18 protein-coding genes are annotated in these 21,553 nt (G+C 67.3%); 11 read left to right on the forward strand and 7 right to left on the reverse strand.

The window, feature by feature from the left end:
- Window positions 1–83 precede the first annotated feature (83 nt).
- Together H0A72_RS01040 and H0A72_RS01045 are read right to left on the reverse strand one after the other, a co-directional pair.
- Window positions 84–407 (reverse strand): thioredoxin family protein, encoded by a 324-nt coding sequence (locus H0A72_RS01040; protein ID WP_180153005.1) that lies wholly within the window; start codon window positions 405–407, stop codon window positions 84–86.
- A 120-nt stretch (window positions 408–527) separates the two neighbouring features.
- Window positions 528–995: a MarR family winged helix-turn-helix transcriptional regulator gene (locus H0A72_RS01045; protein WP_180153007.1), complete on the reverse strand. Its 468-nt coding sequence runs from the start codon at window positions 993–995 to the stop codon at window positions 528–530.
- Between the two features lie 204 nt (window positions 996–1,199).
- Between H0A72_RS01045 and H0A72_RS01050 the strand changes: the two genes are divergently transcribed.
- The 11 genes from H0A72_RS01050 (at window position 1,200) to H0A72_RS01100 (ending at window position 14,706) form a co-directional block, all read left to right on the forward strand.
- A complete protein-coding gene (locus tag H0A72_RS01050) occupies window positions 1,200–3,428 on the forward strand; it encodes a ferredoxin family protein (protein WP_180153009.1) in 2,229 nt (742 codons plus the stop codon).
- A gap of 17 nt (window positions 3,429–3,445) precedes the next feature.
- Window positions 3,446–5,023: an indolepyruvate oxidoreductase subunit beta family protein gene (locus tag H0A72_RS01055; RefSeq protein ID WP_180153011.1), complete on the forward strand. Its 1,578-nt coding sequence runs from the start codon at window positions 3,446–3,448 to the stop codon at window positions 5,021–5,023.
- Window positions 5,020–5,997, forward strand: coding sequence for a 2Fe-2S iron-sulfur cluster-binding protein (locus H0A72_RS01060; RefSeq protein ID WP_180153013.1), 978 nt, complete (start codon window positions 5,020–5,022; stop codon window positions 5,995–5,997). The genes H0A72_RS01055 and H0A72_RS01060 overlap by 4 nt, the downstream gene beginning before the upstream one ends.
- A 17-nt stretch (window positions 5,998–6,014) precedes the next feature.
- Window positions 6,015–7,337, forward strand: a complete 1,323-nt coding sequence (locus H0A72_RS01065) for an aromatic ring-hydroxylating dioxygenase subunit alpha (protein ID WP_180153014.1) — start codon at window positions 6,015–6,017, stop codon at window positions 7,335–7,337.
- On the forward strand, window positions 7,334–7,828 hold the full coding sequence (locus H0A72_RS01070) for an aromatic-ring-hydroxylating dioxygenase subunit beta (RefSeq protein WP_180153016.1): 495 nt from the start codon (window positions 7,334–7,336) through the stop codon (window positions 7,826–7,828). The genes H0A72_RS01065 and H0A72_RS01070 overlap by 4 nt, the downstream gene beginning before the upstream one ends.
- Window positions 7,825–9,471, forward strand: a complete 1,647-nt coding sequence (locus H0A72_RS01075; protein WP_218953123.1) for an AMP-binding protein — start codon at window positions 7,825–7,827, stop codon at window positions 9,469–9,471. The genes H0A72_RS01070 and H0A72_RS01075 overlap by 4 nt, the downstream gene beginning before the upstream one ends.
- Window positions 9,468–10,634: a thiolase C-terminal domain-containing protein gene (locus H0A72_RS01080; protein WP_180153018.1), complete on the forward strand. Its 1,167-nt coding sequence runs from the start codon at window positions 9,468–9,470 to the stop codon at window positions 10,632–10,634. The genes H0A72_RS01075 and H0A72_RS01080 overlap by 4 nt, the downstream gene beginning before the upstream one ends.
- A complete protein-coding gene (locus H0A72_RS01085; protein WP_180153020.1) occupies window positions 10,631–11,875 on the forward strand; it encodes an SDR family NAD(P)-dependent oxidoreductase in 1,245 nt (414 codons plus the stop codon). Before H0A72_RS01080 ends, H0A72_RS01085 begins: the two co-directional genes overlap by 4 nt.
- Before the next feature lie 49 nt (window positions 11,876–11,924).
- Window positions 11,925–12,716 (forward strand): cyclase family protein, encoded by a 792-nt coding sequence (locus H0A72_RS01090; RefSeq protein ID WP_180153022.1) that lies wholly within the window; start codon window positions 11,925–11,927, stop codon window positions 12,714–12,716.
- An 11-nt stretch (window positions 12,717–12,727) separates the two neighbouring features.
- Window positions 12,728–13,459: an SDR family oxidoreductase gene (locus H0A72_RS01095; protein ID WP_180153024.1), complete on the forward strand. Its 732-nt coding sequence runs from the start codon at window positions 12,728–12,730 to the stop codon at window positions 13,457–13,459.
- Window positions 13,460–13,566: 107 nt separating this feature from the next.
- Entirely contained in the window at window positions 13,567–14,706 is a 1,140-nt protein-coding gene (locus H0A72_RS01100; protein WP_180153026.1) for an ABC transporter substrate-binding protein, read from the forward strand.
- A 48-nt stretch (window positions 14,707–14,754) separates the two neighbouring features.
- Here H0A72_RS01100 and H0A72_RS01105 read toward each other — a convergent pair whose 3' ends face one another.
- From H0A72_RS01105 to H0A72_RS01125, 5 genes are all read right to left on the reverse strand, one after another.
- Window positions 14,755–16,254: a M81 family metallopeptidase gene (locus tag H0A72_RS01105; protein WP_180153028.1), complete on the reverse strand. Its 1,500-nt coding sequence runs from the start codon at window positions 16,252–16,254 to the stop codon at window positions 14,755–14,757.
- 90 nt (window positions 16,255–16,344) lie between these two features.
- A complete protein-coding gene (locus H0A72_RS01110; RefSeq protein ID WP_180153030.1) occupies window positions 16,345–18,024 on the reverse strand; it encodes an ABC transporter ATP-binding protein in 1,680 nt (559 codons plus the stop codon).
- Between the two features lie 28 nt (window positions 18,025–18,052).
- Window positions 18,053–18,946, reverse strand: a complete 894-nt coding sequence (locus H0A72_RS01115; protein ID WP_180153032.1) for an ABC transporter permease — start codon at window positions 18,944–18,946, stop codon at window positions 18,053–18,055.
- Between the two features lie 7 nt (window positions 18,947–18,953).
- On the reverse strand, window positions 18,954–19,895 hold the full coding sequence (locus H0A72_RS01120; RefSeq protein ID WP_180153034.1) for an ABC transporter permease: 942 nt from the start codon (window positions 19,893–19,895) through the stop codon (window positions 18,954–18,956).
- 13 nt (window positions 19,896–19,908) lie between these two features.
- Window positions 19,909–21,498: an ABC transporter substrate-binding protein gene (locus tag H0A72_RS01125; protein WP_180153036.1), complete on the reverse strand. Its 1,590-nt coding sequence runs from the start codon at window positions 21,496–21,498 to the stop codon at window positions 19,909–19,911.
- Window positions 21,499–21,553: the final 55 nt, after the last annotated feature.

Genomic DNA, 21,553 nt, shown 5'->3' on the forward strand with positions numbered 1-21,553 from the left:
TGGCAGCGAGTGCTAATAAAATTTCCGTCTGCTCATTCGACTCCCGGAAGCAAGGAAAGTTCTTGATTCCACAAGGGTTTAGATCAAACGATGGAGGCCAGCGCGGCCTCGATGTCCGCCGTTTTGCGGGGGCGCACCAGGCGCGCCGTTTCGCGCCCGTCCTTCAGGAAAACCAGGGTGGGCCAGAGCTTCACGCCGAACGACCGGCCCAGCGGGCGGCCGCTGCCGTCTTCGATCTTCAGGTGGCGGACCCCGGGATGCCGTTCGAACGCGCGCTCGATCAAGGGCTGGGCCGACTGGCAGTAGCCGCACCAGGGCGTCCCGAATTCCAGCACCAGCGGCCCCGGGGCGACGTCGACCGCGTCCCGCGCGGGTTCTTTGCTTTCATACTGCCGAGACATTGCCATGGAAGCACCTCTCTTGGAAAAGTCTTGATTTCGACCGGCAAACCATATGCCTGGTTCAGCGGCCGCCCAGGACCAGTGCCGCCTGCCTGTCAGCGCCGATAGGCCCCAAGGGGCGGCCGGTCACGGTTGCGGGCCGTCGGCCCCCGCGGGCGCCCCGGCCTGCGCGATGATGGCGCGCAGCATTTCCACCAGCCGGTCGGCATGGTCGGCATCCAGCGCCGCCAGGACCCGTCGCTGATGCGCCATGGCCTCGTCGCACAGGCCGCCGATGAGTCTTTCGCCTTTCGGGGTGATGCTGACCACCGTCTGGCGCCGGTCGGAGCGCGCGGTCTTCAGGCGGATGTAGCCCTGCGCCTCGAGGCCGGGCAGCACCTTGCTGAGCGTGGGCTGCTTGGTGACCGCGAGCTGGGCCAGCACGCCCACGGTCTCCCCTTCGCCGCCGATGAGGCTGGCCAGCACCCGCCATTCGGTGACCGTGAGCCCCGCCTTCCGGACTTCGACGTGGAATTCGGCGGAAATCCGGTGGCTGGCCTGCGCCAGCACGGAAGCCAGATAGCGATGCACGAAACGAGGGGTGTCCGCCGACATGGAGACTAGGCCTGCCTATCGTAAAGGTAAGCGGAAATAGTAGCGCAAAATTCGGAAAAAGAAGACCGAGGCACGCCGGATAATGGAAAGTACTCATATCCAAGCGACTGTTATCGCACTTAAATTTCTCTTTTATATGAATTTTCATATTTATATTGACCGACCGCAACTTGAAGCTTAAAGTATTTCGCGGGAGACAAGAACATGGCAGAACGCTCATTCAAGAAAGAGGTGCGGCAGCTTCGCATCGGCGCCGGGCAGGAGTTCCGCGGCGAAGGCATATTGGCCGTCACCAAGGGACTGCTGCAATCCGGCGTCGGGTATGTCGCGGGCTATCAGGGCTCGCCCATTTCCCATTTGATGGACGTGCTGGCCGATGCGCAAGACATCATGCAAGAGCTGGGCGTGCACTTCGAGGCCTCCGCGTCCGAAGCCACCGCGGCCGCCACCCTGTCGGCGTCGGTCATGTATCCGATCCGAGGGGCCGTCACCTGGAAATCCACGGTGGGCACCAATGTGGCGTCGGACGCGCTGGCCAACCTGGCCTCGGGCGGCGTCACCGGCGGCGCCCTGGTCATCGTCGGCGAGGACTACGGCGAAGGGTCGTCCATCATGCAGGAACGCACCCACGCCTTCGCCATGAAATCGCAGATCTGGCTGCTGGACCCGCGCCCCAACCTGGAAAGCATGGTCAAGGCCGTGGAAGACGGCTTCCAGCTGTCCGAGGCCAGCAGCACCCCCGTCATCCTTCAATTGCGCATACGCAGCTGCCACGTGCACGGCCGCTTCATCGCGAAGGACAACCAGCGCCCGGCGTTCAGCCTGGCGCAGGCGCTGGAGCAGCCGGCGCGCGACGTCAACCGCATCGTGCTGCCTCCGGCATCCTTCCTGCACGAGCACGAGAAAGTGCGCGACCGCTGGCCGGCCGCCGTGGCCTTCATCCGGGAAAACGGCCTGAACGAGCGCTTCGACGGCGAGGTCGAGGACATCGGCCTGATCCTGCAAGGCGGACTGTACAACGGCGTGATCCGGGCCCTGCAGCTGCTGGGCCTGGCCGACAGCTTCGGCAACAGCCGGCTGCCTTTGTACGTGATGAACGTGACCTACCCGGTCATCGGCGAAGAAGTCCTGGACTTTTGCGCGGGCAAGCAGGCGGTGCTGCTGTTCGAAGAGGGCCAGCCGGACTATATCGAGCAAAACCTGCACGCCATCCTGCGCAAGGCCGGCAGCGCCACCCGCCTGGTCGGCAAGAACCCGCTGCCCATGGCCGGCGAATACACCACGGCCGTGATGCGTGACGGCCTGCAGGCTTTTCTTGCCCGGCACGCGCCGCAATGCCTGCCCGACCTGGAACCCCATGCGCCCGGGGGCGTCTCGCCGCAGCCCGCGGCGACCGTGCCCGCCGCGGCTGCGCCTGCATTGAAAGAGCAGGTGGTGTCCTTCCGGCGCAAAGTCCCGCCTGCGGTCATCGATGAACTCGGCAAGGTGGTGCCGCCGCGCCCCGCCGGCTTCTGTACGGGCTGCCCGGAGCGCCCGGTCTTCTCGGCGCTGACCCTGGCCCAGGAAAAGCTCGGCCAGCATCACATCGCCTGCGACATCGGCTGCCATCTGTTCTCCATACTGCCGCCGTTCAATCTGGGCGCCACCACCATGGGCTATGGCCTGGGCGCGTCCAGCGCCGCCGCCTTCAACGTGCCGGCGGCCAAGCGCCCCATCGCCATCATGGGCGACGGGGGATTCTGGCACAACGGCCTGGCATCCGGGCTGGGCAACGCCGTGTTCAACAAGCACGACGGCGTCATCATCATCGTGGACAACTTCTATTCCGCCGCCACCGGCGGGCAGGACATTCTTTCCTCCCGGGCGGCCAACAAGCATCGCTCGACCAACAATCCCATCGAAAAAGCGGTCCGCGGCGTGGGCGTCAAATGGGTCAGGACGCTGGACCGCACGTATGACGTCGCGCGCATGCGCGCCACCATAGAAGAAGCCCTGACCACGCCCGAGCCGGGCCCCAAGGTCATCATCGCCCAGTCGGAATGCATGCTGAACAAACAGCGCCGCATCAAGCCCCTGTTCAGGCAGGCGGTCAAGAGCGGGCAGCGGGCGGTGCAGCAGCGTTTCGGGGTGGACCCCGACGTCTGCACGGGCGATCACGCCTGTATCCGGCTGTCGGGCTGCCCGTCGCTGAGCGTGAAGGACAGCGGCGATCCCTTGAAAGAAGACCCGGTCGCCTACGTGGACAACAGTTGCGTGGGCTGTGGCAATTGCGGCGAAGTATCGCACGCCGCCGTGCTGTGCCCGTCGTTCTACCGGGCCGACATCGTGCACAATCCGGGCCGCTGGGACAGATGGGCCGACGGCCTGCGCCGCCGGGTCATCGGTTTCCTGCAGGCGCGGCGCACGGCGCGGCTGCAGCGGCACAGTCTTTGAACGCGAGGGGCATGCGCATGACTTCCACCGCGTTTTCCGCAGGCACGCCGATCAAGATCGCCATCCTGGCCATGGGTGGCCAGGGCGGCGGCGTGCTGGCCGACTGGATCGTCGACATGGCCGAGCACGCCGGCTGGTGGGCGCAGACGACGTCGGTGCCCGGCGTCGCGCAGCGCACCGGCGCCACCATCTACTACCTGGAAATGATTCCGGAAGCCGCGGTGGCCGAGGCCGGACGCGCGCCGGTGCTGGCCATGATGCCCACCCCCGGCGACGTGGACGTGGTCGTCGCCGCGGAACTGATGGAAGGCGGCCGCGCCATCCAGCGCGGGCTGGTCACCCCCGACCGCACGCTGCTGATCGCGTCCTCGCACCGCAGCTACGCCATCGCCGAGAAGGCCGCGCACGGGAACGGCATCGCCGACCCGAACACCGTCATTTCCGCCGGGCGGCAGGCCGCCCGCAAGTTCTATTGCTTCGACCTCCAGGCGCTGGCCGACCAGGCCGGCAGCGTCATCAGCGCCAGCCTGTTCGGCGCCCTGGCGGGCAGCGGGGCGCTGCCCTTCCCGCGGGACGCCTACGAGGCCACCATCAGCCGGGGCGGAGTGGGCGTGGAGGCCAGCTTGCGCGCATTCCGGCTGGGGCTGGAAGCGGCCGAGCGCGCGCCGCGGGAACCGGCCTTGCTGGACCTTGCGCGCCCCCAGGCCGAAATCCCGGCGGCATCGGGCAACCCGCGCACACGGGCCCTGCTCGACGAGCTGCGAGGCTTTCCGGCCGAAGCGCAGCCCATGCTCATGGCGGGCCTGCAACGGGTCCTGGAATTCCAGGACGCGGCCTATGCCGAAGAATATCTTGCGCACATGCGCGACATCCGCAATCTGGACGGCCAGTTCGGCGGCCCGGCCCGGCATTGGGCCCTGACCACGGCCGCGGCGCGCTACGTGGCGGTCGCCATGGCCTACGACGACGTGATCCGCGTCGCCGACCTGAAGACCCGCCAGTCCCGCGAGGAACGGGTGCGTACCGAAACCGGCGTGGCGAACGGCCAGATCCTGCACACCACCGAATACATGCATCCCAGGCTGGAAGAAATCTGCGGCACGCTGCCGGCATCATGGGGGCGCGCCATCGAAGGCTCGCCGCGCCTCGTCCGCGCGCTGCAGCCGCTGTTCCGGAAGGGGCGCTTCGTGCGCAGCAGCGGCCTGACCGGCTTCCTGCTGCTGTACGGCCTGGCGGGCATGCGGCGCTTCCGCCGCCGCACGCTGCGCCACCAGCACGAACGGGCGAGCCTCGCGCAATGGCTCAAGCTCATTTCCGACACCGTCCATCATGATTACGATCTCGCCGTCGAGGTCGTCAACATCCGCCGCCTGGTGAAAGGCTACAGCGACACCCATCAGCGCGGCACGAGCAAATACCAAAGGCTGAGCCTGGCCGCCAGCCAGCTGCTGGGCCGCGCCGACGCCGCCGAGCAGTTGCGGGCGCTGCGCGACGCCGCGCTGGCCGACGACCACGGCAGCCGGCTGGACCGGATGCTGGACGGCCTGCTGGGCCGGCCGGGACCCATCAATACCGAACCAAGAGACGCATCGTGACGACGCTGGCCCTTTCCATTACCGACATACGGGTCGAGACCCCGCTGATCAAGACCTTCCTGCTGACCGCGGCCGACGGCGGGGCGCTGCCGCCCTTCACCCCGGGAGCCCACCTGAAGGTGAGCATTCCCGGCCAGCAAGACCCCAGGTGCTATTCCCTGGTCAGCCTGGACGCCGGCGCCGACGAATTCGGGGAGCCCCGGCACTACCGGCTGGGCGTCCGGCTGGAAGAGCCCGGCACGGGCGGCTCGCGGCACATGCACGGCCTGCAGGTGGGCGACAGCCTGCGGGCCGAAGGGCCTTGCAACGACTTTCCGCTGCACGCCCCGCCGTCCGACGAGGCCGAAACCGTGCTGATCGCGGGCGGCATAGGCATCACGCCCATCGCCGCCATGGCGACCGCGCTGAAACGCGCGGGCCGGCCCTACGCCCTGCACTATTACGGCCGCAGCCGCGCGCAAATGGCTTTTCTTGCGCCGCTCGCCGGCCTGCACGGGCCGGCCTTGCAGGTGCACGCCGACGACGAGCCCGGCACGGCGCAGCCCTTGAACCAGCTGCTGGAGCGCACGGAACGCGACCGGCACGTCTATGTATGCGGCCCCAAGGGCATGATAGACGCCGTGCGCGCCCAGACGCTGGCGCTGGGCTGGCCGGAATCCCATGTGCATTTCGAATTGTTCGTGAACGCCGCCCCCCAGGCCGGCGACCGCGCCTTCGAGGTGGAGCTCAGGCAGTCCGGCCTGGTCCTACAGGTGCCGGCCGACAAGACCATACTCGAAGTGCTGGAGGAAGCCGGCTGCGATCCGCTGTACGACTGCAAGCGGGGCGAGTGCGGCGTCTGCCAGGCGGACGTCCTGGAAGGCACGCCCGATCACCGCGACTACTACTTATCCGACGCTGAACGAAAGGAAGGAAAGGTCATGCAGATATGCATTTCGCGCAGCCTTTCCGACCGGCTCGTACTCGACCTCTGACCGACAGGAACCCTGCCATGAGCTATCGCAACAATCCCGCCGCGGTATCCGCGCTCGTGCGGCCCACGGAAGTGCACAAGGACCTATTCATCAACGAAGAAATCTTCGACCTGGAGATGGAGCATCTGTTCGCCAACACCTGGGTCTACGTGGGCCATGCCAGCCAGGTGCCCAACCCGGGCGACTTCTACACCACCACGGTGGGGAACCAGCCCGTGATCATGGTGCGCCATACCGACAAGACCGTCCGCGTGCTGCACAACCGCTGCCCGCACAAGGGCGTGATGGTGGCCAGCGACGCATGCGGCAATACCGGCAAATTCTTTCGCTGCCCCTACCACGCCTGGACTTTCAAGACCGACGGGCAGCTGCTGTCGATCCCGCTCAAGAAAGGCTATGACGCCGAACAGCTCAAGAGCTGCGAGGCCAGCGGCGGCATGGCGGCGGTCGAGAACGTCAAGGACTATCGCGGCTTCGTGTTCTGCCGCCTGAACCCGGAAGGCCAGTCGTTCGAGGCATTCTTCGGCGAATCCCTTTCCACCATAGACAACATGGTGGACCGCTCGCCCCAGGGCCGGCTGGAAGTGGCGGGCGGCGTCCTGCGCTACCTGCACGACTGCAACTGGAAAATGCTGGTGGACAACCAGACGGACACCTGCCACCCCATGGTCGCGCACGAGTCGTCGGCCGGCACCGCCGTGCGGGTCTGGGAAGAAGCGCCCGCGGGCACGCCCAAGCCCATGGCGGTCGAGCAGTTCGCCCCCTTCATCTCTCCCTATGAGTTCTTCGAGGACATGGGCATCAGGGTGTGGGAAAACGGCCACGGGCATACGGGCGTGAGCAATTCCATCCATGCCGCGTATTCCTCGGTGCCGGGCTACCTGGAAGCCATGGAGGAAGCCTACGGCAAGGAACGGGCCCACGCCATTTTGGCCGACACCCGGCACAACACCTGTTATTTTCCCAACATCATGATCAAGGGGCCGATCCAGACGCTGCGGGTCTTCAAGCCGCTGGCGGCCGACAAGACCCTGGTCGAGTCCTGGACCTTCCGGCTGGTGGGCGCCCCCGACAAGCTGCTGGAGCGCACCCTGATGTACAACCGCCTGATCAACGCCCCGACCTCGGTCGTGGGCCACGACGACCATGAAGTCTATGAACGCTCCCAGCATGGGCTGCACAGCCGCGGGCGCGACTGGGTCAATGTCGGGCGCCTGTACGAACCCGGCGAGGAAGACCGGAAGAACACCATCGTCAACGGCACCAGCGAAGCGCAGATGCGCAATCAATACCGGGCCTGGGCCGACTATATGACTGCCACCATGAAGGAGCCGGCATGACCGACATGACGCCACAGGCGCTGATCGACTTCGTTTACGCGGAAGCGCGCATGCTGGACGAACAGCGCTTCGACGCCTGGCTGGATCTCTTCACGGAAGACGGCCATTACTGGATGCCGCTGAGCCACGGCCAGACCGACCCCCTGCTGCAGGGTTCCCTGATGTACGAAGACAAGCTGCTGCTGCGCGTGCGCATCGAACGGCTGAGCGGGCAGCGCACGTATTCGCAGCAGCCCCGCAGCCGTTCCCACCACCTGCTGCAGCAGCCCACCATCGAGGCCGGCCACCCCTGGCACGATCCCGGCGCGGGCAGGCACGTGCTGCGCGCGGCCTTTCTTTACACCGAAAGCCGCCGCGACCAGCAGACGCACTATGCGGGATGGTCGACCTTCCAGCTGCAAGTGCTGGACGGCGCCTTGCGCATCCACCAGAAGCGCGTGGACCTCGTCAATTGCGACTCGGCGCTGCGCAGCCTGCAGCTCTTCGTATGAGGGGCGCGAAGGTGTCCACCACGGTCCATCTTGCCTTCTCCGAAGCGGCCCGCCTCTGGCCGGATCATCCTTTTCTGTGCGTGGTTCCCGAAACCGCCGAACACTACGGCATCGAGGCGGGGGAACTGAGCTATGCCGAGGCAAGCGCCAGGATAGAGCGCCTGAAAGACGGCTATCGCGCGGCGGGCTACGGGCATGGCCACCGCGCCGGCCTGCTGCTCGAGAACCGCCCGGACTTCATCCTGCACTGGTTCGCCCTGAACGCACTGGGCGTGTCGGTCGTTCCGATCAATGCCGAGCTGCGGGCGGCCGAGCTCGAATACCTGATCGGCCATTCCGAGATCCTGCTGGCCGTCGCCCTGCCGGAACGGCATGCGAGCCTGGCGCAGGCGGCGCGCGCCGCCGGCCGGCCGCTGGCGCTGATGCGTCCCGGCGACACGCCGCCCGGCGCCCTGGCCGAGCCGCCGGGCGCGCCGGACGGCGTCGGCGAGGCGACGGAATGCGCCCTGCTCTATACGTCCGGCACCACGGGGCGGCCCAAGGGCTGCATCCTGCCCAATGAATATTTCCTGCATGCGGGCGCATGGTACCGCGACATCGGCGGGCTGGCCCGGCTGCATGCCGGGCGGGAGCGCATGCTCACGCCCCTGCCCCTGGTGCACATGAACGCCATGGCCTATTCCGTGATGGCCATGGTCTGCACCGGCGGCTGCCTCATCGCGATCGACCGCTTCCACCCCCGGACCTGGTGGGAGACCGTCAGGTCGTCGCGGGCCACCGTGATTCATTACCTGGGCGTCATGCCCGCCATTCTCATGAAGGCGCCGCCCGCGCCCGACGACAAGGCGCACCAGGTCCGCTTCGGCTTCGGCGCCGGCATAGACCGCTCGCTGCATGCGCCGTTCGAGGCGCGCTTCGGCTTTCCGCTGCTCGAGGCCTGGGCCATGACCGAGACCGGCGCCGGCGCGGTGATCATCGCCAACCGCGAACCCCGGCACATCGGCAGCAGTTGCTTCGGCAAAGAAGAAGCCGACGTGCAGGTGCGGCTGGTCGACGACGCCGGCCGGGAAGCGGGGCCGGGCGAGAACGGGGAACTGCTGGTCCGGCATGCGGGCGACCGGCCGCGTTTCGGCTTCTTCGCCGGCTATCTGAAGGACGACGCCGCCACGCAAGAGGCCTGGAAGGACGGCTGGTTCCATACGGGCGACATCGTCAGGCGCGAGGCCGACGGCTATCTGCGCTTCGTGGACCGCAAGAAGAACGTGATACGCCGCAGCGGCGAGAACATCGCCGCCGTGGAAGTGGAAAGCGTGCTGCTGCAGCACCCTGCGGTCAAGGCCGTTGCGGTCGCCGCCGTGCCGGACGCGGTGCGCGGCGACGAGGTGCTGGCCTGCCTGGTGTGCCATGAGCCGCCGGCGCCCGGCGCCGCCGAGGCCCTGGCCCGCGACATCGTCGCCTGGGCGTTGACGCGGCTCGCCTACTACAAGGCGCCCGGCTACGTGGCCTTCCTGGACGCCCTGCCGCTCACGGCCACCAACAAGATACAGCGCGGCGAGCTGAAGGCGCTGGCCGCCGGCCTGCCCGGCAGCGGCCGCTGCACCGACACCCGGGCGATGAAGAAACGCCAGGAGCCGGTGACGTGAAGCGGCTGTCCTATGAGGGCGTGGTCGCCGCCGCGCCCGTCACCGTGCCTTATGTGCGCTATTCGATCGAGAGCGCGCACTGGTGGCTGGGCCGCGCGCTGGGCGGCCTGGTGCGCGGCGCGGGCGTGGCCAAGCACGAGATCGACGGCATGTGCGTGTCCAGCTTCACGCTCGCGCCGGACACGGCCGTCGGGCTGACGCAGCACCTGGGCATGTCTCCGCGCTGGCTGGACCACATTCCCATGGGCGGCGCGAGCGGCGTGATCGGCCTGCGCCGGGCCGCGCGCGCGGTGCAGGCCGGGGATGCGGAGATCGTCGCCTGCCTGGCCGGGGACACCAATCACGTGGATTCCTTCCGCCACACCGTGAGCCAGTTTTCCCGCTTCGCCCAGGACGGCGTGTATCCGTATGGCGCGGGCGGCCCCAACGCCAGCTTCGCCCTGCTTACCCGCAACTACATGCGCGCCAGCGGCGCAACGCGCGAGGACTTCGGCAAGCTGTGCGTGGCGCAACGCGCCAACGCTCTGCACAACCCCCATGCGCTGATGAAGAAGCCGCTCAGCCTGGAGCAATACCTCGACGCCCGCGAAATCACCGAGCCGATCCACCTGTTCGATTGCGTCATGCCCTGCGCGGGCGCCGACGCCTTCCTGGTCATGCGCGAACAGCGGGCGCGGGCGCTGGGCCTGCCGTACGCGCGCATCCTGTCCACCATCGAACGCCACAACGCCTGGCCGGACGACCCCATGCAGATCCGCGGCGGCTGGGCCATGGACCTGCAGGAATTCTACGAACATGCCGGGCTGGCGCCGCGGGACGTCGATTTCGTGCAGGCCTACGACGACTACCCGGTGATCAACATGATGCAGCTGGAAGACCTCGGCTTTTGCGGCAAGGGCCAGGCGCCCGAATTCGTCCGCCGGCACAGCTTCACGTTCGACGGCAGCTTCCCGTTCAACACCAACGGCGGCCAGCTTTCCGCCGGGCAGGCCGGCGCCGCCGGCGGCTACCTGGGCATGGTCGAAGCGCTGCGCCAGCTGACGGGCCAGGCCCATGCGCAGGTGCGGAACGCGCGCGTCGGCCTGGTCAGCGGCTTCGGCATGATCAACTACGACCGCGGCCTGTGCACCGCCGCCGCGCTGCTGGCAAGGAGCGACGCATGACCCGGCCGCTGGCCCGCCCCCCCAAGAAGAACCCCGTCGCCCGGACCCGGCAGCCGACGCTGCCCCCGGCCGCAAGAAGCCGGCGCGCGCTGGGGCTGACGGCCGCCGCCGCCGCCGGGCGCTTCGAGCTCCAGGTCTGCCGCGAATGCGCCACCGTGCAATACCCCCCGCGCGAGGTCTGCGTCCACTGCCTGTCCGAACACCTGCCCTGGCGGCCAGTGGACCCGCGAGGCCGCCTGCTGGCCGTCACGACCCTGCACCACAGCAACGACCTGTATTTCCGCGAACGCCTGCCGTGGCGCATCGGCACCGTCCACATGGCCGCGGGCCCGTCCGTCGTGGCGCACGTGCACGGCGACTGCCGGGAAGGCGACGCCGTCCGCCTGGCGCTGAAGCTCGATCGCAGCGGACAAGCCGTCATGATCGCCCTACCCACCGAGGCATGCCCCAATATGGAAGACGACAAGACCTTGCGGGAAACTTCCTGCGATCCCAAGTTCCGGCGCGTGCTGGTCACCGACGGCAAGTCCGCCGTCGGCCAGGCCGCCATCCAGGCCCTGCTGGAGGCCGGCGCCGCCGCGGTCTTCGCCGGCGACCCGGAGCCCTGGCGCGCCTCATCGGCCTTCGACGCCCTGTGCCAGGACGGCCGCGTGCAGCCGCAAGCCCTGAACCTCACCGACACGGACTCGGTGGAGCGCGTCTCGCGGTCCATAGGCGGCAAGGTCGACATCCTGGTCAACACCGCCGGCTACGAGCGCGACGGGGGCGTGCTGCGCAACCGCGACATGAACAAGGCGCGCGATGCGCTGGACATCCATTGCCTGGGCCTGATGCGCCTGGCGCAGCACTTCGGCCCCGGCATGGCCGCCCGCGCCGCCGACGGCGTCAACAGCGCCGTGGCGTGGGTGAACCTGCTGTCCATCTACGCCCACATGAACCTGCCCTCGCGCGGGATATGGTCCGCCTCCCAGGCGGCGGCGCTGTCGGTGGCGCAGTGCCTGCGCAACGAATTCCTGCAATCGGGGGTGCGGGTCGTGAACGTGTTCTCGGGCCCCATCGACCACGAATGGGAACAGCTCACGCCGCCGCCGCGCGTCAGCCCCAAGGCCTTGGCGCAAGCCGCCGTGCGGGCGCTGCGCGAAGGCATCGAGGACGTGTACGTGGGCGACGTCGCCCAGGAATTCCTGGCGCGCCTGCGCGACAACCCCAAGGGACTGGAAAGAGAATTGGGTGCATCCTAGCCTCAGCGCCCCCATGGCGCGGGCGGGCGAACCCACCACTGGAGACAACATGAGCACATCGGCACTATCCCTTTTCATGGCGGAGCTTGCGTCGGGCAAGATCCGCATGGTCGACCTGACCGAAACCCTGACGCCGGAATTTCCGACCATCGTCCTGCCTCCGGAATTCGGCCAGGCCTGGCCGTTCCGCATCGAAGAAATCTCGCGCTACGACGAGCGCGGCCCCGCATGGTACTGGAACAATTTTTCCATGTCGGAGCATACCGGCACCCATTTCGACGCCCCCGTGCATTGGGTCAGCGGCAAAGACCTGCCCGACAACACCGTCGACACCATTCCCTTGTCCGCCTTCATCGCCGAGGCTTGCGTCATCGACTGTTCGGCCGAGTCCGCGGCGGACCCGGACTTCCTGCTCAGCATCGATTTCGTCCAGCGGTGGGAGGCCGTCCATGGGCGGATACCGCCCAGGTCCTGGGTCTTCATGCGCACCGACTGGTCCAAGCGCGAAAAGCCGGCCGAATACCTGAACATGCGGAAAGACGGCGCGCACTCCCCCGGGCCGGACGCCGCCGTCGTGCCCTGGCTGATCAAGGAGCGCGACGTGCATGGCTTCGGAACCGAGTCCGTGGGCACCGATACCGGCCAGGCCCAGCACCTGGATCCCCCCTTCCCCTGCCACTATTTCATGCATGGCAACAACCGCTACGGCCTGCAGTGCATGACCAACCTGGACCAGCTGCCGCCCAAGGGCGCCGTGATCTTCGCGGCCCCCCTGAAGATACGCCGCGGCTCGGGCAGCCCGCTGCGCGTGATCGCCCTGGCGCCGGCCCAGGCCGCATGAGGAACACGGCCATGAGCGCTCACCCCCACACCGCGGTCGTGACCGGCGGCAGCGCCGGAATCGGTGCGGAGATCTGCCGCCAGATGCTGGATGCCGGCTATCAGGTCGTTTCCATGGCAAGGCGCGCGCCGGACTTCAGCCATCCGCGGCTGAGCCACGTGCTGGTCGATCTGCTCGACGCCGGCGCCACCGCCCAGGCCGCCCGCGAGATCGCGGCCGAACATCCGGTCAGCCACGTCGTCCACAACGCCGGCGTGATCCGGCCCGACCTCCTGCCCGACGTGCGCCTGGAAGACCTGCATGGGCTCACCCAGATACACCTGGGGGCCGCCATCTCGCTCGTCCAGGCCGCGCTGCCGGGCATGGAGGCGCGCGGCTTCGGGCGCATCGTGCTGATGTCTTCGCGCGGCGCGCTGGGCCTGCCCACCCGCACCGCGTATTCGGCCACCAAGGCGGGCATGGTGGGCATGGCGCGCACCTGGTCGCTGGAGCTCGCCGCCAAAGGCATCACCGTCAACGTCGTCGCGCCCGGGCCGATCCAGACCGACATGTTCCACGAGGTGATTCCGCCCGGCAGCGAACGGGAGCGCAACATCGCCCGGGGCATACCGGTGCAGCGCCTCGGCCGGCCCGACGACGTGGCCCGCGCCGTCATGTTTTTCGCGGATCCGGCGAACGGCTTCATTACCGGCCAGACCCTGTACGTATGCGGGGGCGCCAGCGTGAGCTCGATCAGCATCTGAGCGATCGTTCCACTCGGGCGCGAGGATTTATCATACGTCTGTTTACAAGCACTCCGGCTACCCGTATATTTAGTTTAAACATCAAATATCATGAAGGAGACACACCCATGCTGTTAAAAATGCTCGCAGTTTCCGCGGCCCTGCTGGCCGCCGGCGCCGTCCATGCCCAGGTCAAGGTCGGCGTCGTGACCTCGTCCACCGGCCCCACCGCCCTCATCGGCATTCCGCAAAAGAACACCGTCGCCCTGCTGCCCAAGAAAGCCGGCGACCTCACCATCGAATACATCTCGCTGGACGACGCGAGCGACCCCACCCAATCGGTCACCGCCTTCAAGAAGCTCATCACCGAACAGAAGGTCGATGCGCTGATCGGGCCGTCGGGCTCGCCCAACGCCATGGGCGTCATCCAGTTCGCCGCCGAATCGGGCACGCCCATGCTGGCGCCCACGGGTTCCGCCGCGGTGGTGCTGCCCATGACGCCGGAAAAGAAATGGGTGTTCAAGACCACCCAGAACGACGACATCATCGCCAAGGCGCTGGTCGGCCACATGGTCAAGTCCAATATCAAGACCGTCGCTTTCTTCGGCCTGAACGACGCCTTCGGCGAAAACTGGCTGAAGGTGTTTTCCGATCTCGCCAAGCAGAACGGCATCAAGATCGTGGCGGTGGAACGCTATCAGCGCTCGGACAGCTCCGTCACCGGCCAGGCGCTCAAGGTGCTGTCGGCCAAGCCGGAGGCCGTGCTGGTGGCCGGCACCGGCTCGGCCGCCGTGCTGCCGCAGGCCACCCTGGCCAAGCAGGGCTACAAGGGCAAGTTCTACCAGACCCACGGCGCCGCGCTGCCCGCTTTCCTCAGCCTGGGCGGCAAGGAAGTCGAAGGCACCATATTGGCGGCCAGCCTGATGCTGGTGCTGCCCGAAATCGACGACGGCAATCCGTCCAAGAAGATGGCGGTCGACTACATCGAGCAATACCAGAAGCGCTTCGGCGAAAAGCCCGCCACCTTCGGCGCCAATGTGTACGATGCGGGCCTGCTGCTGGAAAAAGCCCTCCCCACCGCCGCCAAGACGGCCAAGCCGGGCACGAAGGAATTCCGCAGCGCCCTGCGCGACGCTCTGGAGCAAACCCGCGAACTGGTGGCCACGCAAGGCGTCTACAACATGACGCCCGAAGACCACAGCGGCTTCGACGACCGCGGCCGCGAGCTCATCACCGTGCAGAACGGGGCCTGGAAGCTGGTCAAATAAGCGAACGCGGGGGCGTCCCGGCCTTGCCTCGAGGCCGGAGCCCCTGGCTCAGGCCGCCTCGAAGGCCACGCCGCAAGGATCCAGCCGCAAGCCGGCCGGCAGGTTCTTCCAGGGCAGCTGCCTCAGCACCATCGGCATGGAGCCGGGCGCCGCGGCAACGATGATCTCGCGCGCGATCGGCGTGAAGTCCGCCCGGAAATGCACGGCGCTCTTCACCACGAGGATGTCCTGCTCGGTGGGCTCTACGCCCACGTAGCGGAACATCGACTGGTCCGCCATCTGCACCTTGACGGACGCCACCACCACCCTGACGCCGCCGATGCGCAAGCACGCGGAAGGCCCCAGCTGCAGGCTGAAGCCGTGATAGAAGGGCCCGGTCGCGTCGACCCTGCCGTCGGACACGGCTTCTATGTAGAAATCGGCCTCGAAGGGCTCGTCGCCGGCAATGCCGGACTTGCCGCCCAGCGCCAGGCGTATGGTGGCGCCCTGGCCCGCGGCGTGTATGCGGGCGGCCGCCGCCGGGTCCACGATCAGGCCGATGGCCGCGCGCTCGGCCTTGTTGCGCAGCAGGGCGCGCAGCATGCCGGTGGTGTCGGAATTGCTGCCGGCGCCGGGGTTGTCCTGCGCATCGGCAATGACGATGGGCTTGCCGCCGTGGCGGGCCGCCTGCATGGCGTAGCGCACGGCCTCGTCGGGGTCATACAGTTTGCCCGCGAAGCCGGCCTCGGCGGCGATCGCGGCCGAGGCCAGCCGGTCGACCGCCGCCTCCGCCTGGGCCGCGTCGTCGCCGTAGGCCCAGATCACCGGAGAGCACTCCGGGAAGTCCGCCGCCGGAAACCCCGTGGCGAAGGACACGTGCAGGGCGCTTTCCTCGACCTCTTCGAGCAGCCGGTACAGGCTGCGGGCCGGCTCGATGTCCGTGCACTGCCAGCAGATCGGGATCAGGAAGGGCAGGCGCCGCGAGGCCATCGCCGGCCGCTTGCCGGCGGCCAGGCGCGCCTTCAGCAGGCGATGCGCGCGCGCTCCGGTTTCCGCCATGTCCACATGCGGATAGGTACGGTAGGCCGCCAGGATGTCCGCCTGCGCCAGCATCTGCGCCGTCACGTTGGCATGGAGGTCCAGGCTGGCGACCACCGGAACGTCCGGCCCCACCAGCGCCCGGACGCGGCGCAGCAGCTCGCCTTCGCCGTCGTCGTAGCCTTGGGCCACCATGGCGCCATGCAGATCCAGGTATACGGCGTCCACCGGCATGGCCGCCCGTATCCCGTCCACGATCATGCCGGCGATTCTTTCATAGGTGCCGGCCTCGACATGGGCGGACGGGCTGGCGGCGGCCCAGGCGGTGGCCACGACCGTATCGCCCGCGTCGAGCGCGCTTTGCACGAAGCCGGCGGCCGGTATGTTGGCGCCCCGTATCGCCGGCCACACGGCGTCGCCGGAGCATACGCCCGGCCAGCCTCCGCCCGCCAGGAAGGCGTCCCAGTCCGCGAGGTCCGGGGCAAAAGTATTGGTCTCATGCTGAAAACCGCCATATACGATACGTGACATAGTTGCTAACCTAGATGAGTGCCGGCAGCCACGGCGGCCGCCGTCGAGGGAAGTGGACCAGGGCCCGCCGACATCGGCGGGCCCGAACGCTCAGGCCGCGCTCGGCGCCGGCCTGAAATTCTGGAAATCCCAGTCGCGGCCGGGCGCGGCGTCGATCAATGCCTTGGTGTAGTCCTGCCGGGGCCGGCTGAGCACTTCCAGCGCCGCGCCCGACTCGACCACCCGGCCGTGCTGCATGACGACGATGGTGTCGCAGATCTGGGCGGCGACGCGCAAGTCGTGGGTGATGAACAGGACGCCCACGCCCACCCGCTGCCTGACCTCTTCCAGCAGCTTGAGCACCTGCGCCTGGACGGACACGTCGAGCGCCGAAACCGCTTCGTCGGCGACCAGCACGTCGGGCTCCATGACCAGGGCGCGCGCAATGCAGATGCGCTGGCGCTGCCCTCCGGAAAACTGGTGCGGATAGCGGTCGAGGACGTCGGCGCTCAGCCCCACGAGCTCCATGGCGCGCACCGCCTGCTTCAAGGCGTCCGCGTGCGAGACGCCGAAGTTCAGCAAGCCCTCGATGATGGAATCCCCCACGCGCCGGCGCGGATTCAGGCTGCGATAGGGATCCTGGAAAATGATCTGGATCTTCTTTCGCATGGCCAGCATGCCGCCGCGCCCCAGTCCGGTGATGTCGCGGTCCAGCAGACGGACTTCGCCGGATGACGGGTCGATCAGCCGGACCACGCAGCGGGCCACGGTCGACTTTCCCGAACCCGATTCGCCCACGATGCCCAGGATCTCGCCCCGCCGCAGCGTCAGGGAGACGTCGCTGGCCGCCGCCACCGACTCCTGCTTGCGGAACGGCTTCTTGGCTTTGTAGTAGAGCTTGTTCAGCGACCGTACCTGCAGGACGACCTCGCCCTGCAGGGCCGGGCGAGGCTGCGGTATCAGGCTGGGCACGGACGAGACCAGCATGCGCGTGTAGTCTTGCGCCGGCGCGGCCAGGATCTGGTCGCGCGTGCCGGTTTCCACGACCTCGCCGCGGTTCATCACGAGGATGCGGTCGGCGATCTCGGCCACCACGCCGAAATCGTGGGTGATGAAGACCACCGCCGTGCCATGCCGGGTCTGCAGTTCGCGGATCAGGCCGAGAATCTGTTTCTGGGTGGTCACGTCCAGCGCGGTGGTGGGCTCGTCCGCGATGAGCAGCCTGGGCTTCAGGATCAGCGCCATGGCGATCACGATGCGCTGGCGCTGCCCGCCGGACAGCTGGTGCGGATAGGATTCGTATACGCGCTCGATGTCCGGCAGGTGCACGGAATCGAGCATGTCCAGCACCCGCTTGCGCCGCTCGGCCGCCGCCAGCCTGGTGTGCAGCTTCAACACCTCCTCGACCTGCCTGCCCACCGGCTGGACCGGATTGAGCGCCGTCATGGGCTCCTGGAACACCATGGCCATCCGGGAGGCCCGCAGTTCGCGTATGCGCTTGGGCCCTGCCTGGAGGATGTCCTCGCCGTCGACGATGATGCGGCCCGCCACCGGCGCCAGCGCGTTCCTGGGCAGCAGGCCCATCACCGCCAGCGAGGTGACCGACTTGCCCGAACCCGACTCGCCGACGATGCACAGGGTTTCGCCGGCATGCACGGCCAGGTTCATGCCGCGCACGACCACGCGCCCCGGAACGCCGTCGCGCGCGGGCGTCCGGACCTCCAGGCCTTCTATCGTCAACACCGGTGCTTCCGCCGACGCCCGGTTTCCATCATTGTGGTAGTGATTCATGGCTTGCCTCCTGCAATCATGGATGCCGTCAAACGCGCTGCGACATGCGCGGGTCCAGGGCGTCGCGCAGCGCGTCGCCAAGCACGTTCACGCTGAGCACGGTCAGGGACAAGAGGATGCCGGGATACAGCACCAGCCCGGGCAGCAGCTGGAAGTAGGCGCGGCCTTCCGCCATGATGTTGCCCCACGACGAGACCTCGGGCGGCACGCCGGCGCCCAGAAAGCTCAGGATGGCCTCGGTCAGGATCGCGGAGGCGAATACATAAGTGCCCTGCACCAGCAAGGGCGCCAGCGTGTTGGGCATGAGATGGCGCCGCATCAGGGTGAAGGTCGGCGTGCCCAGGGACACGGCGGCCTCGACATAGGGCTCGTTGCGCACGCTGAGGATCACGCTGCGCACCAGCCGCACCACCCTGGGGATTTCCGGCACCGTGATGGCCACCAGCACGGTCACCAGGCTGGCGCCGGACAGCGACACCAGCGCGATGGCCAGCAGGATGCCCGGAATGGCCATCAGGCCGTCCATCACGCGCATCACGATGGCGTCCATCCAGCGGAAGTACCCGGCCGCCAAGCCGATGGCCAGGCCGAGCGCGACGCTCAGCAGGGCCGCGCCCAGGCCCACGACCAGCGACACGCGGGCGCCGTACAGCACCCGGGAAAAGACGTCGCGGCCATAGGCGTCGGTGCCCAGCCAATAGTCGGGCGAAACGGGCTTGAGGCGCGCGGCCGGGTTCAGGGCGGTCGGGTCGACCGTATGCAGCCAGGGCGCGAAAACGGCCACCAGCACCAGGAGGACGAGAATGGCGATGGCCGTCATCACCGGCCAGCTCCGGATGGTGGTCCAGAAGACGGACCTGGGCTGCGCGGGCGGAGCGGATCCGATCGCGCCGTCAGGCGTGGCGGTAGTCGTGTTGCTCATGGCGGCCTCAGTAGCGGATGCGGGGATCGAAGACGGTGTACAAGGCGTCCACGATCAGGTTGATGAATACATAGATGAAGGCGAACAGCAGGATCAAGGCTTGTATGACCGGATAGTCGCGCGCCAGCACGGCCTCGACCACCAGCCGGCCCAGGCCCGGCAGGTTGAAGACGGATTCCGTCACGACCACGCCGCTGATGAGCATGGCGATGCCCACCCCGATGATGGTCACGATGGGCACCGCCGCGTTGCGCAAGGCATGCCCGAAGAGGACGCCGCCCTCGCGCAGCCCCTTGGCGCGCGCGGTGCGGATGAAGTCCTCTCCCATGACCTCGATGATGCTGGTGCGCGTGATGCGCGCAATCAGCGCGACGTATATCGTGCTCAAGGCCAGCGTGGGCAGCGCGAGCGACTTCACGAAGGGCAGGAGCCCGGCGTCCAGGGGCTTGTAGCCCTGGACCGGGAACCAGCGCAGTTCGAGCGAGAAGAACAGGATCAGCACATAGGCGGTCACGAACACCGGTACGGAAAAGCCCAGCACCGAGCCCGCCATGACCATGCGGTCCAGCAGCCGGCCCTGGCGCCAGGCCGCCAGGATGCCCAGCGGCACCGCGATCAGCACGGAAAGCGTGATGGTGCTCAGGCACAGGGCCAGGGACGGCCCCATGCGCTGCGCGATCATTTCCGTGACCGGCACCCCCGACAGCAGCGAGGTGCCCAGGTCGCCCTGCAGCAGGCGCCAGATCCACATGAAGAACTGCGTGTAGAGCGGCTGGTCCAACCCCATCATCCGGCGTATTTCGCCCAGCTGCTCGGGAGTCGCCGAATCGCCGGCGATGATCGCGGCCGGATCGCCCGGAGTAAGCCGCAGTATGGCGAAGACCACTGCCGCCACGACGGCCATTACGGGTATCGAAGCCGCCGCGCGCCGAAGGATAAAGTTAAACATCGCTCACCTGCTCTCAGCCAGCGGATTTCTTGATGTTCCAGAAAACCGGCACGGGGGACGGCATGACGCCGCTCAGCTTCTTGCTGAACGCGGCGGGGACGAAGTACTGGCCCATCGGCAGCAGCACGCCTTCTTCAACGACCAGGGCCTGGATCTTGTGCGCCAGGTCCTTGCGCTGGGCCTCGTCGGTCGCCCGGGCGAATTCGAGGCGCAGCTTCTCGATCGCCGGCACGTCGGGCCAGCCGAACCAGGCCTTGGGCCCGTTGGCCACCACGCCGAAGGCGCGCAGGGGGTCGAGCGCCTCGATCATGGTGTTGTTGGTGGCGAAGATGTTCCAGCCGCCTTGCGAGGGCGGGGCCTGGACCGCGCGGCGGGTCACGACGGTCTGCCAGTCCATGGCCTGCATGTCGACTTTGAAGCCGGCCGCGCGCAAGGCCTGCGCGATGACGACGGGCTGGGAGTTCACGGAAGGCGTGTCGGTGGGCTGCAGGATGACGACCGGCGTGCCGTCGTAGCCGCCCTGCTTGAGCAGCTCTTTCGCCTTGTCGATATTGCCTTTCACGGAGATCTCTTCGGCCGCCTTGCTTTCATAGGGCAGGCCGCAGCCGAACAGCGCGGGGCAGGTCTGGTAGTACTTCGGGTTGCCGATCTGCGCCTGCAGGATGCTTTCCTGGTTGACGGCGTACATGGCCGCCTGGCGGATGAGCTTGTTGTCGAAGGGCTTGTGCAGGTGGTTCATGCGCATCACGGTCTGGTAGCCCATGGGGTCGAGCACTTCCACCTTGATGCCGTCGTTGCTTTCGACGATGGGCGCCAGGTCGTAGGGCAGTTGCTCCAGGTAGTCGATTTCGCCATTGACCAGGGCGTTGACCGACGTCATGGCGTCCGGGGTGGCGATCCATTTCACCCGGTCGACGTAAACATGCTTGCCGCCGGCGGTGGCGCTGGGCGCCTCTTTGCGCGGAACATAGTCCTGGTTCTTTTCGTACACCACTTGCAGCCCGGGGCGAAACTCGGACTCGACCATCTTGAAGGGACCGGAACCGACGTATTCCTTGATGGCCTGTGTGGCGGGCGTTTCGGCGATCCGCTTGGGCATCATGAAAGGCGCGATGCCGCTGGGCTTGGCCAGGGCGCGCAGCACGAGGTCGCCGGGCTCGGAGAAGGACATCGTGAAGCTCTTGGCGTCCACCGCCTTCATCTCGGTCAGCATCTCGGCCATCATCTGGCCCATTTTGTCCTGTTGCGCCCAACGCTTGATGGAGGCCACGCAGTCGTCGGCCGTCACGGGCTGGCCGTCGTGCCATTTCAGGCCGTCGCGCAGCGTGAAGGTGTAGGTTTTCCCGTCATCGGACACCTTCCAGCCTTCCACCATCTGCGGCTGGATCTTGTTGTCGTGGTCGGTCGCCAGCAAGGTGTCGTAGATCATGTAGCCATGATTGCGCGTGATGTGCGCCGTGGTGATGATGGGATCGAGCACGCGCAGGCTGGAGTGCATCACGGCGGTAATCGTTTGGCCCTGCGCGGCGGTGGCCATCAGGGCCGCGCCGAGCGCGGTGGCGGCGAAAAACCGGCGGGTGGAAAAAAGCGACAAATTCGACATGTGTCTCCTCACGTAGTCAAATGAACGCGCCAACTTCTGGCACGGTGAAAAAGAA

The organism is Parapusillimonas granuli (assembly GCF_013416525.1).
Classification (GTDB): domain Bacteria; phylum Pseudomonadota; class Gammaproteobacteria; order Burkholderiales; family Burkholderiaceae_B; genus Parapusillimonas; species Parapusillimonas granuli.

What these genes read in the sequence shown, in the direction of transcription:
- H0A72_RS01040 (WP_180153005.1), bottom strand. Translation starts at nt 407, where the DNA reads ATGGCAATGTCTCGGCAGTATGAAAGCAAAGAACCCGCGCGGGACGCG.
- H0A72_RS01045 (WP_180153007.1), bottom strand. Translation starts at nt 995, where the DNA reads ATGTCGGCGGACACCCCTCGTTTCGTGCATCGCTATCTGGCTTCCGTG.
- H0A72_RS01050 (WP_180153009.1), top strand. Translation starts at nt 1,200, where the DNA reads ATGGCAGAACGCTCATTCAAGAAAGAGGTGCGGCAGCTTCGCATCGGC.
- H0A72_RS01055 (WP_180153011.1), top strand. Translation starts at nt 3,446, where the DNA reads ATGACTTCCACCGCGTTTTCCGCAGGCACGCCGATCAAGATCGCCATC.
- H0A72_RS01065 (WP_180153014.1), top strand. Translation starts at nt 6,015, where the DNA reads ATGAGCTATCGCAACAATCCCGCCGCGGTATCCGCGCTCGTGCGGCCC.
- H0A72_RS01070 (WP_180153016.1), top strand. Translation starts at nt 7,334, where the DNA reads ATGACCGACATGACGCCACAGGCGCTGATCGACTTCGTTTACGCGGAA.
- H0A72_RS01075 (WP_218953123.1), top strand. Translation starts at nt 7,825, where the DNA reads ATGAGGGGCGCGAAGGTGTCCACCACGGTCCATCTTGCCTTCTCCGAA.
- H0A72_RS01085 (WP_180153020.1), top strand. Translation starts at nt 10,631, where the DNA reads ATGACCCGGCCGCTGGCCCGCCCCCCCAAGAAGAACCCCGTCGCCCGG.
- H0A72_RS01090 (WP_180153022.1), top strand. Translation starts at nt 11,925, where the DNA reads ATGAGCACATCGGCACTATCCCTTTTCATGGCGGAGCTTGCGTCGGGC.
- H0A72_RS01095 (WP_180153024.1), top strand. Translation starts at nt 12,728, where the DNA reads ATGAGCGCTCACCCCCACACCGCGGTCGTGACCGGCGGCAGCGCCGGA.
- H0A72_RS01100 (WP_180153026.1), top strand. Translation starts at nt 13,567, where the DNA reads ATGCTGTTAAAAATGCTCGCAGTTTCCGCGGCCCTGCTGGCCGCCGGC.
- H0A72_RS01105 (WP_180153028.1), bottom strand. Translation starts at nt 16,254, where the DNA reads ATGTCACGTATCGTATATGGCGGTTTTCAGCATGAGACCAATACTTTT.
- H0A72_RS01110 (WP_180153030.1), bottom strand. Translation starts at nt 18,024, where the DNA reads ATGAATCACTACCACAATGATGGAAACCGGGCGTCGGCGGAAGCACCG.
- H0A72_RS01115 (WP_180153032.1), bottom strand. Translation starts at nt 18,946, where the DNA reads ATGAGCAACACGACTACCGCCACGCCTGACGGCGCGATCGGATCCGCT.
- H0A72_RS01120 (WP_180153034.1), bottom strand. Translation starts at nt 19,895, where the DNA reads ATGTTTAACTTTATCCTTCGGCGCGCGGCGGCTTCGATACCCGTAATG.
- H0A72_RS01125 (WP_180153036.1), bottom strand. Translation starts at nt 21,498, where the DNA reads ATGTCGAATTTGTCGCTTTTTTCCACCCGCCGGTTTTTCGCCGCCACC.